Here is a 21,214-nt window from a genome sequence, read left to right on the forward strand (position 1 = left end):
TCGCCCAATAATAAAATAGATGGAGTTTTAACATGAAATATGGACGTATTATCGCGAGTCTACTGCTGGCGAGTACATTATCAACCGCATATGCATCTAATAATGCGCAAAAAGTGACTGTCAGTAAAGTAAACTCGGACTATGCAAAAACCAAATATCCTGTGGTATTTGTGCACGGTATGGCTGGGTTTATTCGTGCTGGCGATGTTTTAGGACTAGACTACTGGTATCAAATTTTACCAGATTTGGCTCGCAACGGCGCCAATACATGGGCTACGCGAGTATCACCCTTTAATTCTACTGAAGTCCGTGGTGAGCAATTGGCTCAGCAAGTGGAAGAGATTCTGGCAATTACCGGCAGTCAAAAAGTCAATCTGATCGGACATTCGCATGGTGGTCCAACCAGCCGCTATGTCGCAGGCATCATGCCTATGCAAATTGCATCTGTGACTGCTGTTGGTTCACCACAAAAAGGTAGCCCTGTTGCAAACGTTATCTTAAGTATAGAAGGCACGCCACTTCAAGGTCCATTGGTGAGTGTGGTCAATTTATTTTCAAAAGCAATTGTCTGGGCGCAAGGTCTTAACCCGAAAGAACTTCCTCATGATGCGTTGGCAGGTGGGAAAAGCCTCACCATTGAAGGTTCTGCACTATTTAACAGTAAATTCCCGATGGGCGTTGGTACCACGGCTTGTGGTGAAGGGGCTTATCAAGAAAAAGGGATTCAATTCTATTCATTTACAGGCAATACCGCCGTTACAAATCTTCTCGACTTGGATTCTGCCCTACTTGGCACAAGCCTCTTAATTAACGCAGGTCGTGATAATGATGGCTTAGTCTCAAGATGTAGTGCTAAATTCGGTAAAACGATTCGTGATGATTATCGTTGGAATCACTTAGATGAGGTCAATCAAATTTTAGGATTGCGTGCAATTTTTGCACCAGATCCAGTACAAGTCTATCGTGAACATACCAATCGCCTAAAACTACAAGGACTTTAGCAAGAAACAAAAAATGCGCCAAATGGCGCATTTTTTTAGCTGTAAAGCAAAGTTAAAATTAACCTTGTTTACGTGCTGGTAATTTTTCACGAATACGCGCAGCTTTACCAGACAATTCACGTAGGTAATAAAGCTTAGCACGACGAACGTCACCACGACGTTTCACTTCGATTTTAGCAACGATTGGAGAGTGAGTTTGGAATACACGCTCAACACCAACACCGCTAGAAATTTTACGTACTGTGAACGCAGAGTTCAAGCCACGGTTTTTCTTCGCAATAACTACGCCTTCAAAAGCCTGAAGACGCTCACGATCACCTTCTTTTACTTTTACTTGAACGATAACTGTGTCACCAGGAGCAAAAGTTGGGAGGTCAGTTTTTAACTGTTGGTTTTCAATTGCTTGAACTAAAGGATGTTTACCACTCATTGTGGGAATCTCCGTTTTGCGGGACAGAAGAGGTCTGCACAACCGCTGGGGATAGAGGCTAAATCGCGTATCAACCCGTTTATCTTTCCCTTTATTGCTGATGTTATTCAGATCAATAAAGAGCCTAATATAAGTACTTAATCATAAGTATTTTCTCGAAGCCGACTTCTTATGGAACTCACATTCCGCAGGCCAACAATGATGAATTGTTGTATTACTAATAAGAAGTACAGCTTCTGACGTGCGTTGAAACAAACATGATCAATGCTTGCCTACCCTCGCTCATCTTTTAGCCATTTTTTTTGCTGCTTGGTCAACTCAACTTTTTCCACCAACTCAGGTCGGCGTTCTAAAGTGCGTTGATAGCGTTGCAAAAACCGCCATTTCTCAATATTGGCATGGTGCCCTGACTTAAGTACTTCAGGAACATCCAAACCTTCAAAATGATCTGGCTTGGTATATTGTGGGCAATCTAAAAGACCATCCACAAATGAGTCCTGCACTGCTGATTGTTCATCTGACATGGTATTCGGCAAACGTCGAATAATACTATCCAATAAAACCATCGCAGGGAGTTCACCGCCTGATAATACGTAATCTCCAATCGACCATTCCTGATCAACATATTTTTGGATCAAACGCTCATCAACGCCCTCATAACGTCCACACAGCACAATTAATCCGTCATATTCAACAAATTGTTGTACTGCAGGTTCATTTAAGGTCTGCCCTTGTGGTGACATATACACCACAGGAACATGAACTGCACCTGCTTGCTTTGCAAGCTCTTTTGCATGGTGGATTGCTTTTGCCAAAGGCTCAGCCATCATCACCATACCAGGACCACCACCAAATGGACGTTCATCCACTCGTTTGTAGTTACCCTCAGCAAATTCTCGTGGATTGATACAATGAACTTGTACAATGTCACGCTTTGCCGCTCGCCCGCTAATTCCGTACGCTGTAATCGCTTCAAACATTTCAGGAAAAAGCGTAATGACTGCAAAAAACATCGCAGACTCCTCTATTTTCCTGCTGCGCCAATCCTTATCGGATTAGAAATCTACGCCCCAATTGACATAGATACGACCAGCTTCGAGATCAACGCGTTGTACCACATCTTTATGCCATGGAATCATTCGCTCTTCGCCATCGATGCTATCAGCTGTTGCACGAACAACCATGACATCATTGGCGCCTGTTTCAAACAATTCGTGGATTTGACCAAGATTTACTTCCTGTTCTTCTTCATTCAGACCTAATACGATTAGACCTTTTAAATCAGACCAGTAATACTCGTCCACGCCTGCTTGAGGCAGTTGCGATTTTGAAATCCAAACATTCGCGCCAACTAAGCTGTCTGCTGCAGTGCGATCACTCACACTTTTCAACGAAACAACCAAGCCTTTACCATGTGGTTTCCAACGTTTTACGTCTACAATTTGCCAACCTGCTTTGGTCTCAATGTACCAAGGAAGGTAGTCAAATATGTTGCTCATAGGTTCTGTATTGGAATAGACCCAGAGCCACCCATTTAATCCATATGCTGAACGTAGCTGTCCAATCTGAATACGATCTTCGGGCACATTCTGTGCTGGTGTCATGGGCTTACTGCCTAATTAAAGGTTTAATTATGCAGTAGCTGCAGCTTTCTTAGCTTGAGCAGCTAAAGAAGCAACACGTTCAGACGGTTGAGCGCCTTGAGCAACCCAGTGAGCAAAACGGTCAGCATCTAAACGAAGTTTTTCTGCTTTACCTTGAGCTGTAGGGTTAAAGAAACCAATACGTTCGATGAAACGACCGTCACGCGCATTGCGGCTATCAGTTACGATTACTTGATAGAACGGACGTTTTTTAGCACCACCGCGTGCTAGACGAATTACAACCATGATAGAACCTTATAGTTTTTACGGATTATCCTTGCACCGACCATCGATACATTTCAAACCCCTTTCATAGAGGGCAATATTTTACGTTATCTTTGTCATGAAAGAAAGATCAAATTTTATTTATCCACAATTTTGAATTTGATTTTTATTTACCGTCCCAATTTGTGGTTGCTGATGGGGTGCAAGTGGTACCTTTGCTCCAACATTTTTGGCCTTGGCTATCTAATCCGACATCACCATTTCCGGCTTGCTGAGAACCTGCTATTGGAGCAGCATTTAAAGACCAAGTTAAATTATCTTTAGAAACTTCTAATTTAACTTTATATTTTGCTTCTCCAACACTTGGATAATCTTCTTCAAATGCTCCATTTTCCAATTTGGCATCTTTAAATGTCCCTTTCGCCATTTTATAATTGGATAAATTTCGGGCAATTTGAAGCATTTCACTTTGAGCATCAACTCTATTGGTCTTAATTATATAGTCTTGATATGCTGGATATGCTATCGCAGCCAAAATCCCTAAAATTACGACAACAATCAATAGCTCAATTAAAGTAAAACCTTTTAATTTCATACTTTTCACCATGATGTAATATCACTACCTGTACATGCTGTAAAAGTTACACTGTCTTTCGTCTTACAACGAACTCCCTCACTCGTCATGAGTAAATTATAATTTTTAACATCTGTACTTTCTGCCTTTATTGCCCAACCAAATCCTGATGTAGCTGAACTTTTGAGCGACAAAGTCGGATCAGTCAAATCTTTGAGTGTAATTTTGTACTTAACCATATCCCCAGTTGATCCAACAGGTGTTGAAATCTCGTCTGACGAGTTAGAGTTATATAAATCTTTTAAATCAAAATTTTGATAGGTGAGATTCTTAGATTTAAATATCTCCAACTGATTTGCAATTTTCTGCATTTCCTGCTGCGCTTGTGCGGCTGCAGCTCTTCTAACGTGATCCTGATAGTTTGGATAAATAATAGCAGCTAAAATTGCAATGATAACAATAACAACCATCATTTCTATCAATGTGAAGCCATGATTATTTCTGTGACAAGTTTGACTTGTCACATTCTCATATTGATTAGTTATTCTTAGCTTCAACATATTTCTCATACCATCGAATAGGGTTTAAGATTTTATTACATTCCCATTTTCCTTTGCCTTGTTGTAAGCCCAGCAAAGTTAAGGCTCCACAATTATTACCCGTATTACTCCCACCACTAGTATCATCTGGACCAAAAGTAATACCTTGTATACCTGGTCCTAAGACATTTTGATTCTTGCCATCTACAATCTGAAAACCAGTGCTCTTTTCAAGACTCCAATCAACCACGCCTTTTGAATCCAAACAGGCTCCATATGGTAAGCAGAACTGTTGAGTATTACTTTCACCAATAATTCGAGGTTGACAAGGATTCTGTCGATCAACAATACCCGTACCTTCAGGGTCATAAATTGGAACAATTAGTCTTCCCGTCATCGCTACTGGTTCTTCTTCAAATGCTTTCACACCTCCCGCAGTTCGTCCAGATACTGGATTTCCATTCTGATCACTAGAGAGTGAGCGATACCATCCCTGCATACCTGTTTTAGCGTATGGGAAAAAAATCGAAGAAATGATACCTGTGATATTTTGCGGATTTTCCTTAAGATATTTCAAAGTAATATCAACTGATTTTAAGTCAATATCTTTATATGCGCCGGTTTTAGGATCTTTGGTACCTGTAATCAATCCACTATCTGCAATATCACGATCAATCAATCCATAAACTTTATTTGTTGGGCGCCCAGTTAACTCATTTAAAGGCAACATGAGTTCACGACCTTTATTCGGTGAAACATCCAATGGTGTACTACGATCACCAGACGCAATACCAACCATAACAAATGTTGAGCCTGCCTCATCATGTACAGTTAACGTTGGTGGTTGATAAAAACGAGATTGATCTCCATTTGTAATACTTGTTCCATCGGCTTTTGTTGCAAGATTTGCTAAACGAACAACTCTTTTCCCAAAGGATGCGACTGGAGTATTTTTGGCATTATTTAAATCAATACGAAATACTTGCCCACCTAAATCACCAAAATAGAGGTGATCAACTAAGCCATCCCCATCTCGATCCAAAGTACTGATTCTACTAACAATACTATGGGTCATATTTGCATTATTCGTATTAGCACCTGAATTACTTGCCCACCAAATTCTTTCGCCAGTTTTTGCATTGATAATATAAACTGCATTACCATCTGCCTGTGCTTTATTGTTACATGATGTAGATGGATAATCTGTATTGGAATTTGATGAGTTCAATTTAAATCTTGGATTTTCATAGCACATATCATAACCACCCCCCACAATCATCACTCGGGTAATTTGGTTGTTATAACGAATATTGGCTAGTACAGGTTTAGACCAAGTTTGCCCCATGCGAGTGTAGTCACCTGCCCCACCAAGAATACGGAAAAGTAATTTAGGTGCGCTTGGGTTAAGGACATCTAAGCCATAATAGCTTGTTCCTCCCATACGCATACCACCATACACATTCATCTTATTTGCAACGACCGATGTATCCGTATCGCTTCCGCTAGTCACCTTATAGTCTGAATCAGCAATCCATGCCCCATTAATCCCTTGTGTCACACCGTTTACATCAGATTCACCCTTTCTTAAAGCTTTTGATAAAGTACTGTCTTGTAAAATTTCAGCAGGGACAAATACCATCTGCTCTTCACCAGTCAATGAATTGACGATACGTAAGGCACCTTCCATACTGCCATAAAGTACAGACTGATCACGTGTAGACTTTAAATTACCATCTGCATCTAATGTTCCCTTATAAGTCATTTGTACTGGAAAAGAATGAATACTTGCCCCCATAGATGTAAAAGCATCTTTAGGGGTATCTAAGCTATTTGGAAGCTGTGTAGAACTTAGACTTAAGTTATAACCTAGATAATTTAATAACTTTAATTGAATATCTAATGTTAAATTTTTCAATCGACTATCTGTCTTAAACTTATCCAATAAACTAGTTGGGGTTGTTACAGACTGAGTCACTAAAAATAAATCTGAATTTTTATCTGTCGAAGTAATTACACCACCTGATGCCACAGTTTTAATATCTGAATAAAGTGGTCTATAACCATTAGGGCTCGCAAGTGTTGGCAATTTAATTTTTGAATAAACCCCACCCGCTGTAATACCATCGCCATCTGTGAGTGAAGTACTGTTCCAAATATCTTGAGAGCTTGGGTTGAGCAATCCATTGCTTTGAAAAACAAAATTGCTTCCAGATTTCAAAGCTCCTCCTTGAATATTGTATTTTTTTAAGTTTCCTGTCCAAGTAATATTTTGAGTCCCAGGTTTTGGCTCTAAAGCTCTCAAATAACCATACGGTTGGAAAGATTGTGGACTTAAGGCATCCACAGGAACAGAAATTGCTCCTGTTGATAGTGGGCTAATTGGATTTTTCCCTAAGTTATCAATAAACTGGATTACACTATTGGTAATCTCACTAGATTCTTTTGCAATGAAAAATCCGCCATTACCATAACCTGGGTTGGGCGTCTTATAGCTAGGTGCTGTTGGAGAACATTGATCATCTGAAGTCCGATCATTTTGCGTACGGGAACTCAGTCTGCAAGCATTTTCTACATAACCATTACTTAAGTTATTCATCGTTTCACCAAACCCTACAAAAGCAGTTTGAATAGACACACCTGTTGGATTCTGTGCTTTATCAAATAATTTTTTTGCAAACTCCCCCATACAACGCCAGCCTCCTGGATTATTCCCGTCATAACCCTCGGGTAAGCCTCCATTACAACTAAAGTTATTTCCAAATGAGTCCAAAGCATTAGACATTAAGGTACTCGCTTGGTTCTCAGATGTAGAATTGGCCGCACCATCCGAAAGAATATAAACCCCTTGTCCATCACAGCTTTGACGATCAGCAACAGCAGGAAGTGGAGAGTCATATTTTGTATTATCAGCGACTTTTGTATTATCAGCAGATTTTGTAAATCCACTATCTGTATTTGAGAGTAAATAATTACCTGTTTTTCTATAACAAGTCCCTGAATATCGATCTAAAGTACAAGACTGACTACTCATACCACTTATTGCAGAGCTAGACAATTGACCACTTATCCAGCCACTCCAACTACTGCATGAACCACCATCAGAGTCCCAGCCTACACACTGTCTATAGTTGCTAGAATTATAGTAAAAATAAACTGGTGCATTATTTAAATTTACTGATTGTAATGTTTTAGTTCCCATTAAATATGCTGCTGCTTCTGCATACGCATGGGCAGTAGGTGTACCGTTGTAAGCTTTCAGATCTTTAAGCGCATTTTTTAATTCAGCTCTTTGAGAAGAATTCAGTGCACCCAACTCTTTAGCAGGCACTAAAATTTGACCGCTACGACCATCTCCATTGGCAGAATAATTCCCTAAACCAACACGAACCTGTCTTAAAGAAGCATCCTCACTATTTAAGAAAGCAAACATTCCATCTTTTAAACGAGTCAATCGGTCTAAACATTGATAACCTGTTATCTTCCCGCTCGAATTTGTAATTTGCTCACAGCCTGAAACCTCATCTTTAACCGCACTAGTTGCTGAATTAGGAGATACATAACAAAAATTACGATCATAACTAGGCACAGTTCCTGAACTAATACGATACGCTGTATTATTAGAAAGATTTGATAAAGTTGTAGTCAAGGTTGCTAAAGACGTTTGGTTATAACTGATTCCACAGTTTAAGCCGTAATCATCTCGATAGCTAAACCCCTTTCCACTTGCGGGTCCCATACTCCCCGATGTATCCAACATCATGACTAATGTCTTTTTTCCTGCAGTAGGTGCAGCATAAATTTGTAAATCATTCGCTTTGGTGACAGAAGACACTATCAGGAATGTACCGACAAACGTTGTAAATCCAACCATGCCTAAATTTAATTTTTTTTGCTTGCCTGCATAACTCAATGAAGCCGTAAGCTTTTTAGATTTCATTTTACATTCCTCATCATTATACTGGTGCTTTAACCATTTTTATAAATGTTTGCAAATTAAACTCTTGGACTTGACTGTTAACTGGAACACCAAGATTTACGAGACATTGTGCTGTTGTTTGTTTAGCACTAGATTCCGCATCTAAATTATCATTCACATTTTCTTTTAAACATGCTTGAGCCGCAGACAAGTTTTTAGCATAAATGGGCATCACTGCTACTGTCGTCATACGAATACGTTTTTGCTCAGTTACCCCTTGTGGAATTGTTTGTCCGCCACTTACATTAATATTTCTTGCGAGTAAAGCCAAAGGCGGTAAATCAGTGGTATCTGTTGGAATTTTAATAGAAACCTGTGTAACTACCCCTCGTCTTGCACTACCAAAGTCAGTGGTTAAATTACAAAAACTATCTGTACTTCCCTCAACTAACTCAACACCAGTACTCGTATTTCTAAGCACAGCCATGGATGTAACTGAACCAAATCGAGTACTCGCTTTAGGTTTATAACAAAAAACATATTCTTTATCAGGTTCTGTATCTGCATCTTTCAAAGCCTTACCAATAACACTTGAAAGATTCACCTGCTTATTTAAATCCTCTAAAAAAACTTGGTTGATTGGTGTATCTGCAGTTTGACTTGAAAGCTGACCAATTTGCGCATTTGTTGCAATATTCAATGTCGTCATAGAGGTCCTAATCGCCATCACTCCAACTATTGTTAAAAATAACAACATCATCATAACAACGATAATCGTTGACCCTTTCTGCTTGCTTAGGTTAGTTCGATGTTTCATAAATCTTCTCTCCTAAGCCATTTCTTAATGCAATATTTGTTGTATATAAACGTCGTAAATATTTGGTACTTTTATCCGTCAAAGTCACGTCACCATCAGGGAAATTAAAACTTTCTTTAGATGGATCTATATTTTTATTTGTTATTGGATCTTTAGAGCGCACCAAAACCATCATTCTAATGGAGACAACTCTAGGGATATTTGGAGAGGACGCTGCCTTTACTGCTGTCTTAAATTGCTCAATAGTGTAATAACTAAAATTGTTTCCAGCTTTTGCTCCGATGTAAAATCTAACAAGATCCACTCTTGGCATAATCACTTCACCATTATTTGAATCACTTAATCCGGCAATAGAAGGGACACTATTTCCTGGGGTATTTGCATCACAAGCCAATGCCAAGTTACCATTATCTGTCCTTAAGAAATAACGTTGAATAACATACTCACTAGTCTGTACTTCTCTACCTTCACAGTTCATCATTTTATTGGGTGCTTGAAACATAATCGTGAGTTGATCACTACTAGAGCTCGTCCCAGTAGGACCTCCTGATTTTGTTAACAATCCTGCACTTACATCTTTTAATTGTAGATTTGCTTTACCTAAAGCTGGGTCTCCACTGGTAAAAATAATTCCGCCATTGGGTGTTGTTGTATCTAACACTGGATTATTTACATTTCCAAAATTCGCGAGACGGATATCTCTAGCAATATAATCGACACCGAACACCCCGCTATCTTGCAACTCTGCACTTGCTTCTTGCATTTTTGCCGTAATTAAACCACCAGTGAACAATTGCAAAGCTGCAGCGCTAATAATAAGACCAATAGCAAGAGCAACGATCAATTCAATTAGTGTGAAACCCTTCTGAGGTCCCATTATTTCGTGCTTTGTCATGAATCTCATTAATATGCCTCCATCATTAGGCATTTTGCAGTAAACACATACGTTCCTGTGCTACTCATACAAGCACTATAATCACTTGCTTTTAACTTCGATGCAGTTTCATCCCAAGCAGCGAATAAGCATTGCCTTTTAATTGTACTGCCTACCCCTGGGCAATCTGTCATTGTAATACTAATCCCGATTCTTGATGCTGCATCGGCAGCCAAATATGAATCATAATCAGCCATTTCTGCTGGTGTACATGTGGCATTAAAACATTTTTTTTTCGGAGACTTTTCTCCCACACCAATATACCCTTTTACAGCAGCAGGATAACTAGATTGACCATTAGGATTAGCCCGAATACTTTCTGTTAAGCCTCTCAAAATTAGTGTTGCTTGAGATCTTGTAAGCGCTTCACTAGTCGCATCTACAGCCCTTAACTGTAAAGCAGTAAATCCCAAAACCCCGATCGCAAGTAAAACCAGGGCAACCAGAACTTCAACGAGCCCCACACCCAATTGATTCTTCTTATTCTTCATGAGCATGCTCCATTCTTTTCAGAGGATACAATTCCGATAACGGACACTGTTATTTCGGTGAGTTCCTTATTACCGCATATTGTTATTTTTCTTGCCTTTAGGTTTGTACTTGGCACATTATCAAGTGATGACCCAATAGCACTAAAAACAACATATAAGTCACCACCAACACTAACAGCCTTATCAATATTGGCTAAAATGACACGTTTTGCATCAATGAAATTTGAAACATTGGCTGTACTAACTCCTGCTTTGGTTAAACAGAGTGTCTTTGTTATTTCCTGATTCGAGCCATCTTTATTTGGGCAAACGATCACAGACATTTTCATTGATGATGCACGGCTCTTCCCTTCTTTTAGTGCTGTCATTAACTCTTCATTGCTTTTATTCGCCTGATAGGTTGCTAAGAGCTTTGAAAAAGAAGGCGCTGCAATCGATGCTATAACCGCCAAAACAACAATCGTCACCATCAACTCAATTAAGGTGAATCCTCGATTTTTTTGCATTGCCCCCCCCATTGCAACAAAACGCTACCCTATTAAAAATCATAACTTAAATACTTACAAAACCAATACAAGTTGGATAAAAGGCATAAAAAAGCAGATAACTGAAATCTCAGCTATCTGCTTAAAAAATAAAGTTTAAATTTAAGCTTGAGTTACATGAATCCGTAGCTCTTTTGGTAGGCTAAATGTGATATTTTCCTCACGACCATTTAACTCTTGTGGTGCTGTCGCGCCCCAGTCCTGTAAGCGTTGAATCACTTGCTTAATTAAAATCTCAGGTGCAGATGCCCCAGCTGTAACACCGATCTTATGGTTCGAGTTAAACCATTCCTGTTTTAACTCATCTGCATTATCGATCAGATAGGCATGTTTTCCCATCCGTTCAGCCAACTCACGTAAACGATTCGAATTCGACGAGTTTGGAGAGCCAACCACCAACACCACATCACATTGTGATGCTAAATCACGTACAGCATCTTGGCGGTTTTGCGTGGCATAACAAATATCATCTTTACGAGGCCCTTGAATTTGAGGGAATTTATTTCGCAAAGCATCAATTACTTTGGCCGTATCATCTATAGATAAAGTTGTTTGGGTCACAAATGCTATTTTTTCAGGATGATGTACTGTTAATGAAGTTACATCTTCTTCATCTTCAACCAGATAAATTTCACCACCATTCTTTTTGTCATATTGTCCCATGGTCCCTTCAACTTCAGGGTGGCCTTCATGACCAATCAAAATTGCTTCGGTTCCTTCACGTGCATATTTCGTGACCTCAATATGTACTTTAGTGACCAATGGACAAGTTGCATCAAATACTTTTAAACCACGACGTTCAGCTTCTTGTTGAACCGCCTTTGATACGCCATGTGCACTAAAAATAACAATATTATCGTCAGGCACTTCATCTAACTCATCCACAAAAATTGCGCCGCGCTGACGTAAATCGTCAACCACAAATTTGTTATGAACCACTTCATGACGGACATAAATAGGTGGATTAAAACATTCAAGCGCACGATTGACGATGGCAATTGCACGATCTACACCTGCACAAAATCCACGCGGATTAGCCAATACAATTTCCATAAAACCCTCAATGCTCACTTCAATGGTTGGATATATTTTATCGATTAAACACAAACAATGTGTAAAAACAGTTTTGTTTGTCTTCGCTCTACTCTAAAATAGAGAAGATATTTTATCATATCAGGAAAAATATCATGTCGGGTCTATTGTTTGTCGTTTCTGCGGCATCAGGAACAGGCAAAACATCTCTCGTTAAAGCGCTACTTGAGCGTGTGAGCAATTTACACGTTTCTGTTTCACATACGACTCGTGGTCAGCGACCTGGCGAACTCGACGGTGTTCATTATCATTTTACCTCTAAAGAAAACTTTCTTGATCAAGTCAATCAAGGTGGTTTTATTGAGTATGCAGAAGTTTTTGGCAATTATTATGGTACTGCACAAGCAACTGTAAAAGACCAATTGGCGAAAGGCCATGATGTGCTACTTGAGATCGATTGGCAAGGTGCTGAGCAAGTTCGTAAACTTTTTCCTGAATCTAAACAAATTTTCATTCTTCCTCCAACGCAGTTTGATTTACGTCAACGTCTTTCAAATCGTGGCACGGACTCTGTTGAAGTTATTGAACATCGTTTAAGTTGTGCTGTAGAAGACATGCAACAATATGTCAACTTTGAATACATCATCATCAATGATGATTTCAATAAAGCGTTACATGATTTGGAATCTGTTATTAATGCCAATCGCTTAAAAATAGATCAACAGGCAAATCGTCATCAGGCTTTAATTACCAAACTGATTACACCACAATCTTAGATCTAAGTACTTATGATCTAAATGCTTTCTAAATAAGCTTCGATTAAAACTTGAGTCTATGATGAAAGCATTTTATACTGCACAGTCTATTTAAAAAATTTGTATTCAAACGAGAATTCTTATGGCACGCGTAACCGTTGAAGATTGTTTAGACCATGTAGACAACCGCTTTGAGCTTGTACTAGTGGCAAGCAAGCGCGCGCGTCAATTGGCACGCCAAGGCATTGAACCAACTGTTGAGTGGGACAATGACAAGCCGACTGTTGTTGCATTACGTGAAATTGCGATTGGTCATGTGACTAAAGATATCTTGAAGCAACGTGATCAAGATTACCAAACGTCTAGTCTTGACCTTGCTTTATCAGCAAACAATCTTAATCTTGAAGGTTTTTCTTTTCAATAAGCCAGGGTCTGTTGACAGTTCGTCTATGTTTGCGACTACGTGTGTTTTTTAGGCGATACGAGGCACGAGATATGAGATTTAGTCATTCTAAATAAATAGCTCGTAACGACGTAGCGGCAAAAAACACACTAGTCCTGAAAGGTTGTGGCTAAAATTATCTCAGTCTGCGTTATGAAACTCGAAAATAGTCTCGCTATTCTTTTCGCTTCATGCCTTGCCTGCTCAATTTTAGCCTACAACGCAAGCCATTTATGAAATATCAACAGCCCCAGTGCCTTTGAAAAAAGCCTAGTTTTTCAACTAGGCTTTTTTATTTCAATTATTTTGCAAAAAGTTTTGCCAATCAATCGACAAAATTCAAAATATTTGTTAAAAAAAATAGATATATTTGATGTCTAGAAATTGACAAGCGGCTCAATATGCTTTTCATTAAAGCATTAGGAAAAATATTTCAAATTTGTAATTTAAGATAGGTGTTCTATGCCAGGCCAACAGGTCAGCCAATCCAAGCAACAGTTGAATGTAATTATCGACGCGTACTTAAAACCAAGTGATGTCGAGCGAGTACTTGTGGCTTGTGATTATGCTGATATTGCGCATGATGGTATTACACGTAAAAGTGGTGAACCCTATATTTTACACCCGATTGCGGTGAGTTGTATCTTGGCACATATGCGTATGGATGCCGAAACGCTCATGGCAGCCTTATTGCACGATGTGATTGAAGATACAGATTTTACCAAAGAAGATATCACTGAAAAATTTGGTAAAACCGTGGCTGAATTGGTTGATGGGGTTACCAAACTCAGTCACTCCAGCGATAAAGAATATAATAAAGCTGCGTCTTTCCGTAAAATTCTTCAAGCCACCTTACAAGACCCGCGTGTCATTATTATCAAACTCGCTGATCGTTATCATAATATGACGACTCTAGGCGCTTTACGACCAGATAAACGTGCACGCATCGCGCAAGAAACTTTTGATATCTTTGTTCCTATGGCACGACTTGTAGGAATGAATGAGATGGCAGATAACTTAGAGCATCTGTGCTATCAAAACCTAGATCTCGATATGTACAATGATGTACAAGAAAATTTACTCAAAACCAAACCAGAGCGCTGTAAATATCAATCAGTTTGGGAACAAAATTTAGCTGAGTTGCTCAATAACTATAATATTCAAGGGCGCATCAAAAAGAAAAACAACAATATCGAACTGTTACGCCACTTTGTAAAAAATGAAATCGACTTACAAGAACTCACCCATAGCCATGCTTTTGAAATTGTTTTACAAAGCATCGCGGATTGTGACCGCTTGGTCGATGCCTTACGTGAAAATTTCCAAGTCATCGACTATGAAGACCATATCCGTCGCCCATTACCAGGCGGAAATCAGTCTTTAATGATCAAACTCAAAGGTGAACGTACCACGTTATCCTTAACCATTCAAACCGAGTTGATGCGTAAAGCTGCGCGCTTTGGTGTGGTCCTCGGTGAAAATGCGCCACAAGCTTGTCGCTCTGCGATTCAAGCATCGATGAAGAATTTAGATCTTCTTGTCGGTGGTGAATGTGCAAAAACCACATTTAGCGATCTACTTGATTATTTACATCAAGAAAAGATCTGGGTCTACACCCCACATGGACAGCTACATGAATTACCACAAGGCGCCACAGCAGTAGATTTTGCTTATTCAGCGAGTTTATTTTTAGGCAACCATGCGGTAGGTGCTAAAATTAATGGTGAAATCAAACCGCTTTCAACACCTTTAGTCAGTGGTCAGGTGGTTGAAGTCATTACCGATGTATTGGCAACCCCAAACCCAGACTGGTTAAGCTTCATTAACACCCAAAAAGCGCGTCGTGCGATTCAAAACATCTTGCGTGATCAAGATCCAGATGAACAACGCCTAGTGGGGCAACAAGCGCTCAACCGTGCTTTAAAACTGTTTAATCGCTCGACCAAAGACTTATCCGAAGCGGATTGGAAAGATCTATTAGAGTGGCGCCATGTGCCCGATAAAGACACTTTATTTGAGCAAATTGCAGTGGGAGACCTACTACCACAACTGGTCGCCAACCATTTATTTGCCCAATCTAAAGCCACTGAAGAACATGCTTCAAATCGCCTCATCCAAGGTACAGATGGTGTCGATGTAAAATATGCACACTGTTGTAACCCAGTATTGGGAGATCCGATTCAAGGACATTTATCCCGTCGTGGCTTAATTGTGCATCGTGCACGCTGTCATAACTTATTGCATGAACAACATTTACATCCTGAAAATATCATGTCTTTACAGTGGACATCGGAAGAAGAAGACGATGTGAACTTTAATGCTTATTTGAGTATTGATCTTATTTTAACCGATGAACAAATTTCAGAATTGATTTACTTATGTCGTAAAGCAAAAACTGGGGTTGAATCAGTACGCTCTCATGAAGATAAAACCTATGTGAATATCGTGGTGAATAATCGTAAACAAATTGCGCAAATCATTCGTGAATTACGTATGCAATTTGGTTTTCCTCGTATTAGTCGAATGTCTATGCCAGTTTCAATTAATGAGACGCTAAAAGCAAAAGCGTGCTAAATTAAGACCTGTAATGTTTATCGATAATCTTCGATGCACTTTGCATGCCATTCATGCTTTATGATGAAATGATTTGAAATCAAGGAGAAATCAATGTCCCGCCAAGTGATCCATACTGAAAATGCCCCTGCTGCAATTGGTACTTATTCACAAGCCATTTTAGTAGACAACACATTATATCTTTCAGGGCAAATTGGCTTAGATCCATATAGCATGGAATTGGTTGAAGGCATTGAAGCACAAATTCGACGTGTTTTTGATAATTTAAAAGCAGTCTGTGAAGCTGCAGGCGGCTCTTTAGCAGATATTGCAAAGCTCAATATTTTTCTTACCGATTTATCCAACTTTCAATTGGTCAACCAGATCATGGGCGAATACTTTGCTCAACCTTATCCTGCACGTGCAGCATTAGGTGTTGCCTCTTTACCTAAAAATGCATTGGTTGAAATGGATGGTATTGTGATTATTCCTCAATAATAGCAGCCAAAACTAATTGTTTGATTTTAAATAATTTAAAAAATAAAATTAAATACTACCGATCAGGTGGTATTTTTTTATTCAAAAAGCCAATAAAGATTAATGAGATTTCAAATGAATTTCATTGACAAATGATAACAATTATCAATAATATTAGATATCGCATTTAACCTTAGGGTTGAGTTTCATGTACGTTTGTTTATGTCGTGGTATTACAGATCAAGATATCAAAGATGCAATGGCAAATGGTGCAGAGAGCTACCGTGAAGTACGTGAATTATTAGACTTAGGCACGTGCTGTGGTCGCTGTGCCCCTGAAGCAAAAAGCATTATCAATGAAGAGCTATCGCTGATTGCAGCACGTATTTCTGTTGCCGCGTAGTTTTGATTTAAAAATTCAAACATAAAAATAAGTTCAGATTTATAACGACAATAAATAAGTTTTTTAATGATCCCCAGATCATTCTCCTCCCCCGCTTCGACTCAAAGCGGGTTCGTTTTTTCAATCAATCTCTTTTAGCCAAAACGACATCCCTATTGTTTTTGATTGCGATTTTCATTTGCCGTTCCATAAACTACTCGTAACCCTGCAGAAAGTTGATTAATATAGAGCCATATCAAATTACCTTAATCATTAAATTTCAATGACTCAGTTTAAATTCACGTTAAGGTAAAAAATTAGAATGGAGTTTTAACCATATGCAAGGCAATCGAGACGTAATTAATCAACTCAATCAAGTGCTTTATCATCATTTGACTGCGATTAACCAATACTTTTTACACTCGCGTATGTTTAATGATTGGGGGATCGAAAAACTTGGTTCGGCTGAATACAAAGAATCTATTCGCCAAATGAAGCACGCGGATAAGATCATTGAACGTATTCTTTTCTTAGAAGGCTTACCGAACCTTCAACATTTAGGCAAATTGTACATTGGTCAACATACAGTTGAAGTTTTAAACTGTGATGTACGTAAAGTAAAAGAAAACATTGATGCATTAAAAACAGCAGTTGCACTCGCAGAAAGCAACTTAGATTATGTGACTCGTGATCTTGTTCAAGAAATTCTTGAGAAAGAAGAAGAGTTTTGGGATTGGACAACCACCCAACTGGATCTAAGCGAAAGTGTTGGTATCGAAAATTATATTCAAAGCCAACTATAATTTTGAAAGATCACAAAAAATCCCCCAACTGATTGGGGGATTTTTTATTTTATTTCGAAATGTGACGATGCAAAATTTACAATCATCAAAATTCACTTTTATGAAATAGTATTATTTTCCTACAACAGAAACAGGTAATAGATCCTGATATGATTTCTCTTGCCCATGTAGTGTCTTCAGAATCCATAACTGATGTTCAGCTTCAACTTTTTTACCATTAAAAGCCAAAACCTGTGCATATTTCTGAATATCATATGCTGACGCTAAGTTTGCCACCATACGCCCCATATATTGCAACTGCTGATCTGACATTTTGCTATATGGATTTAGACCAATCCACCATACACGTTCTTTAAATTGTGTCAGTAACAAAATATCCTGATTCATCACTGCTTGCTGTGAAGCACTTAATGCTGTTTTCTTATTTACAAATACACTTTGTTGACGGTATAAAATATAGTCTCGATAAATCACTCCCACCAAGACCAAACCAATCACAATAATACTTACTGTAACCGAAGACTTTAAGTTCACTGTAGGCAAACGAGGATACTGAGCTTGGATGATCCCCAATAAGAAACCTAAAGGAAGCAAGAAATATGCATAATGAATTGGATATTCCAATAGAGCATGAATCAAAATGGCACAGACCATTAATCCTGCTGCAATTGAAACTGCATCTTTAATGCCTTTATTTAACCAATACAACCAACATGCCATATAAACAATAATCAATCCACCAATTGGAATCCCATTCCAAATCAGTAAATCCAAAATCACGTTATGTGCAGTTTTATACCATTCATGTGATGGGTATAAATCAAAAGCGGCGATTTGTGCCATACCCGTTTGATTCCAGCCATAACCAAACCATGGCTTTTCTGAAATCGCGACTAAGGCTTGGTTCCACATATCTAACCGCAGATAACCTGAGGTAGCTCGCTCAACCACTGAAGATGTTTGTGTTACTTCTTGGGTTGATACAGATGCAATCCACTGATTCAGCATTGGCAAGCATGTAATCAACGTAATAAACACACCAGACCATGCGAGTAATTTTACAAACCCAAAGCGTTTAGTTTGACCAAATTGCTTGATTGTTAAATAAATCAATGTGAACAAACACACCACCCAAGCAGTCCGTGATTGGGTCAATGCAATGGTCAATAGAAAAATAAAAGTTGATGGTCCGAGTATGTAATTTGGCAGTATCTTCTTTTCATAAAAATATAAACATGCAAATACCCCCATACACATAAACGTCGCCAGATTATTTGGCTGGGCAAAGTTTGCATAGGGACGATTGCCATTTAGCAAATTAACCAATGGTCTGAAATATTCGTTTACGCCTAACCACTGGGTCATTGCAATAAAACTTGAAAGCATCGCACCCGTAAAAACCACAAGGCTAAATACTTTAAAGACTTGTTCTCTTTGACCCTTTTCACCTACTGCCAGGTTATAACCTACAATCAGCATCAGCCAGAACATCGCAATATAGGCGGTGCAAAGCAATGCATTACTTAAATACAAAATCTCGCCAAAGCCCCATTGAATCAATGGGATTGCCAATACAGGCAATATAAGCAGTTGCGGTTTCGGTATTTTTAAGTCTTTGTGAATAAAAGCACTGAGTAGCGTTAGGGCCGATAGAAAAGTAAGTGCTTCACTACCAAAGGTTGTCCAAGGCATTTTATGGATAGGCAAAAGCCACGCAAGTAAAAGCAATACGGCTGAAAGAATGTAAGGAATGGCTTTCATAGGAAAAGTGAAAAGAAAAACTGAGCCTATTATAGCGTTTCTAACATTTTTTGTTTAAGGAATGATTGTACAGTTTGCGCCTTTGCTTAAGTCGCAACGAATATCAACTGCTGTCGAATTTTTACTTTTTGCTTCAATTATAAGACTTGTTGTTAACTCATTCCATGATGAAGCATCTGTAATACTAGAACAAGAATGATAAATCGGCTTTTGCGGATGTGTCTCTGAAGTTTGGTCATATAATAAATAATATGTATCATTAGCATACGACTTGGTTTCAGCTAAACATGCTTTAATCTGAGCATTTTTAACATAAGTTAAATAACTTGGAATACCAATGGAAGCGAGAACTCCAATAATTGCTATAACTATCATTAATTCTATAAGAGTAAAACCTTTCATAGTCAGCGCTTTCAACTTAAATATTTTTATCATTATTATTTTATATTAAGTAAAAAATTATCGTTAAATTAATTTTAAGATAGTAAATTAAGAACATAAAATGACAAATTTGGTCATAAATTATTTTCTTTGTAGTTGATTACATTCAACCTTATACGTACAAAAATTCAAACATAATTAACATCTATATAACTTAAGTTTAACCGCCAAAATTATAATTTTATCTATCTTAGATAAACTATTTTATTGCTAGTTAAAAATCATCTTACTTCAGAGACCTATCGCTAAAACAGATTCAACACTATTATTTAAAATAAATGAGCTCACCTATAATACAACCAACGAATATTCTTACAAGCAAACTTTGCTCAATCAAGAAAGTATAAAGATAAACCTGACTAGAACATTCAATGAATCTCTAAATGTAAATTAGAGATTACGATTGTATCACTATGACTATTCAATACAACTTCACAGTAAAAATTCTATTTTAATTAGAGCTATGAGGTTTGTGCAAAGCCTTATCAAGTTACTAAAAAAATTGGATTACACCAGATAATATGGCTATTTATAGCAATAGATAAACAATATATATTGCTAATAATCAAGTTAATGATCATCGTTAATTTTAAACAGTTGATCAATATTTAATACTTAATTTTTAATCACACTTTCCTATAAAATTCAAATTCAGATTTATATTTTTTCTCAAAGCATAATTTTGAGCAGTTTTTCATTAAAATCTGTTGAATATCCCATAAATCAGATTGTGCTACTATTTTTTCCATATCTAATTATATTCACTACAATTAGTAAAATCTAACATGTGAAGTTTATTCATCACCATCATTTGAACAAATCACTTAAGATCAAAATATTTTGATTAGTCAATTTACTTTTCCAATAATGAAATTAGTTCTCAAACCAAATATTTTTCATCTATTTCCATAACTTCGAACAAAAAATAAAAAAGCCCAACAAAATATGTCGGGCTTTAAAAAAATACTAACTTTAAGTCAATACTTATTTTCAAATATTAATATTATGGCTTAGCAGCAGCAATAGAACAAGAAGCACCTTTTGTTAAATCACAAGTGATTTCACCACCAGTACCTTCTTTTGCAGTTGTTTTAATCGCAGCTAAAGTTGTAGCATTTGTGATGCTATCACCACCTGTTACAGCATTACAGTTTTTAGAATTTGTATCATCAAATTTTGGCTGAGTGCCTGAACGGTTAGGATCTACAGCCCAAGTATATAAAATATTTGCATAACCTTTAACCTCTGACATACATGCACCATCACGAGATTTTTTCGTATAGTCTTGATAAGCAGGAATCGCAATCGCAGCAAGGATACCAATAATCGCAACAACGATCATTAATTCGATAAGAGTAAAACCCTTTTGAACTGATTTCATAACATTTCTCCAATGTTTTAAAAATTTTTATAGCTTTTAGAGCAATTTATATGGCTGTTCTTTTTTGTGGAA

At 37.9% G+C, this 21,214-nt stretch carries 22 protein-coding genes; 7 read left to right on the top strand and 15 right to left on the bottom strand.

Annotation, left to right across the window (positions count from 1 at the left end):
- The first annotated feature begins 32 nt into the window (after window positions 1-32).
- Window positions 33-1,001 (top strand): triacylglycerol lipase, encoded by a 969-nt coding sequence (locus tag PYV58_RS20255; protein WP_034617444.1) that lies wholly within the window; start codon window positions 33-35, stop codon window positions 999-1,001.
- Window positions 1,002-1,059: 58 nt separating this feature from the next.
- On the opposite strand, the gene rplS is transcribed toward PYV58_RS20255, so the two are convergent.
- From rplS to ispH, 12 genes are all read right to left on the bottom strand, one after another.
- Complete coding sequence (rplS, locus tag PYV58_RS20260; RefSeq protein ID WP_004718278.1) at window positions 1,060-1,431, bottom strand: 50S ribosomal protein L19; 372 nt, start codon at window positions 1,429-1,431, stop codon at window positions 1,060-1,062.
- A gap of 272 nt (window positions 1,432-1,703) precedes the next feature.
- A complete protein-coding gene (trmD, locus tag PYV58_RS20265) occupies window positions 1,704-2,444 on the bottom strand; it encodes a tRNA (guanosine(37)-N1)-methyltransferase TrmD (RefSeq protein ID WP_004818651.1) in 741 nt (246 codons plus the stop codon).
- 42 nt (window positions 2,445-2,486) lie between these two features.
- Entirely contained in the window at window positions 2,487-3,035 is a 549-nt protein-coding gene (rimM, locus tag PYV58_RS20270; RefSeq protein WP_004718282.1) for a ribosome maturation factor RimM, read from the bottom strand.
- 27 nt (window positions 3,036-3,062) lie between these two features.
- On the bottom strand, window positions 3,063-3,320 hold the full coding sequence (gene rpsP / locus PYV58_RS20275; protein WP_004718284.1) for a 30S ribosomal protein S16: 258 nt from the start codon (window positions 3,318-3,320) through the stop codon (window positions 3,063-3,065).
- Window positions 3,321-3,465: 145 nt separating this feature from the next.
- Window positions 3,466-3,894, bottom strand: coding sequence for a type IV pilin protein (locus PYV58_RS20280; RefSeq protein ID WP_034617462.1), 429 nt, complete (start codon window positions 3,892-3,894; stop codon window positions 3,466-3,468).
- A 5-nt stretch (window positions 3,895-3,899) separates the two neighbouring features.
- Window positions 3,900-4,433 (bottom strand): prepilin-type N-terminal cleavage/methylation domain-containing protein, encoded by a 534-nt coding sequence (locus PYV58_RS20285; RefSeq protein WP_034617465.1) that lies wholly within the window; start codon window positions 4,431-4,433, stop codon window positions 3,900-3,902.
- Window positions 4,411-8,349: a PilC/PilY family type IV pilus protein gene (locus tag PYV58_RS20290; RefSeq protein WP_034617447.1), complete on the bottom strand. Its 3,939-nt coding sequence runs from the start codon at window positions 8,347-8,349 to the stop codon at window positions 4,411-4,413. The genes PYV58_RS20285 and PYV58_RS20290 overlap by 23 nt, the downstream gene beginning before the upstream one ends.
- Before the next feature lie 16 nt (window positions 8,350-8,365).
- Window positions 8,366-9,145: a pilus assembly PilX N-terminal domain-containing protein gene (locus PYV58_RS20295; protein ID WP_034617450.1), complete on the bottom strand. Its 780-nt coding sequence runs from the start codon at window positions 9,143-9,145 to the stop codon at window positions 8,366-8,368.
- On the bottom strand, window positions 9,129-10,049 hold the full coding sequence (locus PYV58_RS20300) for a PilW family protein (RefSeq protein WP_227504278.1): 921 nt from the start codon (window positions 10,047-10,049) through the stop codon (window positions 9,129-9,131). The genes PYV58_RS20295 and PYV58_RS20300 overlap by 17 nt, the downstream gene beginning before the upstream one ends.
- Window positions 10,049-10,570: a type IV pilus modification protein PilV gene (gene pilV / locus PYV58_RS20305; RefSeq protein ID WP_034617453.1), complete on the bottom strand. Its 522-nt coding sequence runs from the start codon at window positions 10,568-10,570 to the stop codon at window positions 10,049-10,051. The genes PYV58_RS20300 and pilV overlap by 1 nt, the downstream gene beginning before the upstream one ends.
- A complete protein-coding gene (locus PYV58_RS20310) occupies window positions 10,567-11,076 on the bottom strand; it encodes a prepilin-type N-terminal cleavage/methylation domain-containing protein (protein ID WP_051671103.1) in 510 nt (169 codons plus the stop codon). Before PYV58_RS20310 ends, pilV begins: the two co-directional genes overlap by 4 nt.
- A 141-nt stretch (window positions 11,077-11,217) precedes the next feature.
- Window positions 11,218-12,168, bottom strand: coding sequence for a 4-hydroxy-3-methylbut-2-enyl diphosphate reductase (gene ispH / locus PYV58_RS20315; RefSeq protein WP_275059651.1), 951 nt, complete (start codon window positions 12,166-12,168; stop codon window positions 11,218-11,220).
- 134 nt (window positions 12,169-12,302) lie between these two features.
- Here ispH and gmk point away from each other — a divergent pair, with 134 nt between their 5' ends.
- From gmk to bfr, 6 genes are all read left to right on the top strand, one after another.
- Window positions 12,303-12,923 carry a guanylate kinase gene (gene gmk, locus PYV58_RS20320; RefSeq protein ID WP_034617459.1) on the top strand — a complete coding sequence of 207 codons (621 nt, stop codon included), beginning with the start codon at window positions 12,303-12,305 and terminating at the stop codon, window positions 12,921-12,923.
- Between the two features lie 121 nt (window positions 12,924-13,044).
- Window positions 13,045-13,326 carry a DNA-directed RNA polymerase subunit omega gene (gene rpoZ / locus PYV58_RS20325; RefSeq protein ID WP_004718302.1) on the top strand — a complete coding sequence of 94 codons (282 nt, stop codon included), beginning with the start codon at window positions 13,045-13,047 and terminating at the stop codon, window positions 13,324-13,326.
- Between the two features lie 480 nt (window positions 13,327-13,806).
- Complete coding sequence (locus tag PYV58_RS20330) at window positions 13,807-15,918, top strand: HD domain-containing protein (protein ID WP_004718304.1); 2,112 nt, start codon at window positions 13,807-13,809, stop codon at window positions 15,916-15,918.
- A 93-nt stretch (window positions 15,919-16,011) separates the two neighbouring features.
- Window positions 16,012-16,395 (top strand): RidA family protein, encoded by a 384-nt coding sequence (locus PYV58_RS20335; protein ID WP_004718306.1) that lies wholly within the window; start codon window positions 16,012-16,014, stop codon window positions 16,393-16,395.
- A 187-nt stretch (window positions 16,396-16,582) separates the two neighbouring features.
- On the top strand, window positions 16,583-16,777 hold the full coding sequence (locus tag PYV58_RS20340) for a bacterioferritin-associated ferredoxin (protein WP_004718308.1): 195 nt from the start codon (window positions 16,583-16,585) through the stop codon (window positions 16,775-16,777).
- Between the two features lie 317 nt (window positions 16,778-17,094).
- Window positions 17,095-17,559, top strand: coding sequence for a bacterioferritin (gene bfr / locus PYV58_RS20345; RefSeq protein ID WP_004818630.1), 465 nt, complete (start codon window positions 17,095-17,097; stop codon window positions 17,557-17,559).
- Window positions 17,560-17,670: 111 nt separating this feature from the next.
- Here the strand turns inward: bfr and PYV58_RS20350 are convergent, their stop codons facing one another.
- The 3 genes from PYV58_RS20350 to PYV58_RS20360 all read right to left on the bottom strand — a co-directional run bounded on the left by PYV58_RS20350 (window position 17,671) and on the right by PYV58_RS20360 (window position 21,142).
- On the bottom strand, window positions 17,671-19,320 hold the full coding sequence (locus tag PYV58_RS20350) for an O-antigen ligase family protein (protein WP_034617719.1): 1,650 nt from the start codon (window positions 19,318-19,320) through the stop codon (window positions 17,671-17,673).
- Between the two features lie 54 nt (window positions 19,321-19,374).
- Window positions 19,375-19,722 (bottom strand): prepilin-type N-terminal cleavage/methylation domain-containing protein, encoded by a 348-nt coding sequence (locus PYV58_RS20355; protein WP_034617716.1) that lies wholly within the window; start codon window positions 19,720-19,722, stop codon window positions 19,375-19,377.
- A 1,042-nt stretch (window positions 19,723-20,764) separates the two neighbouring features.
- Window positions 20,765-21,142 carry a prepilin-type N-terminal cleavage/methylation domain-containing protein gene (locus tag PYV58_RS20360; protein WP_034617713.1) on the bottom strand — a complete coding sequence of 126 codons (378 nt, stop codon included), beginning with the start codon at window positions 21,140-21,142 and terminating at the stop codon, window positions 20,765-20,767.
- Window positions 21,143-21,214: the final 72 nt, after the last annotated feature.

The sequence above is a fragment of the Acinetobacter sp. TAC-1 genome, from assembly GCF_029025845.1.
Lineage (GTDB): Bacteria > Pseudomonadota > Gammaproteobacteria > Pseudomonadales > Moraxellaceae > Acinetobacter > Acinetobacter guillouiae.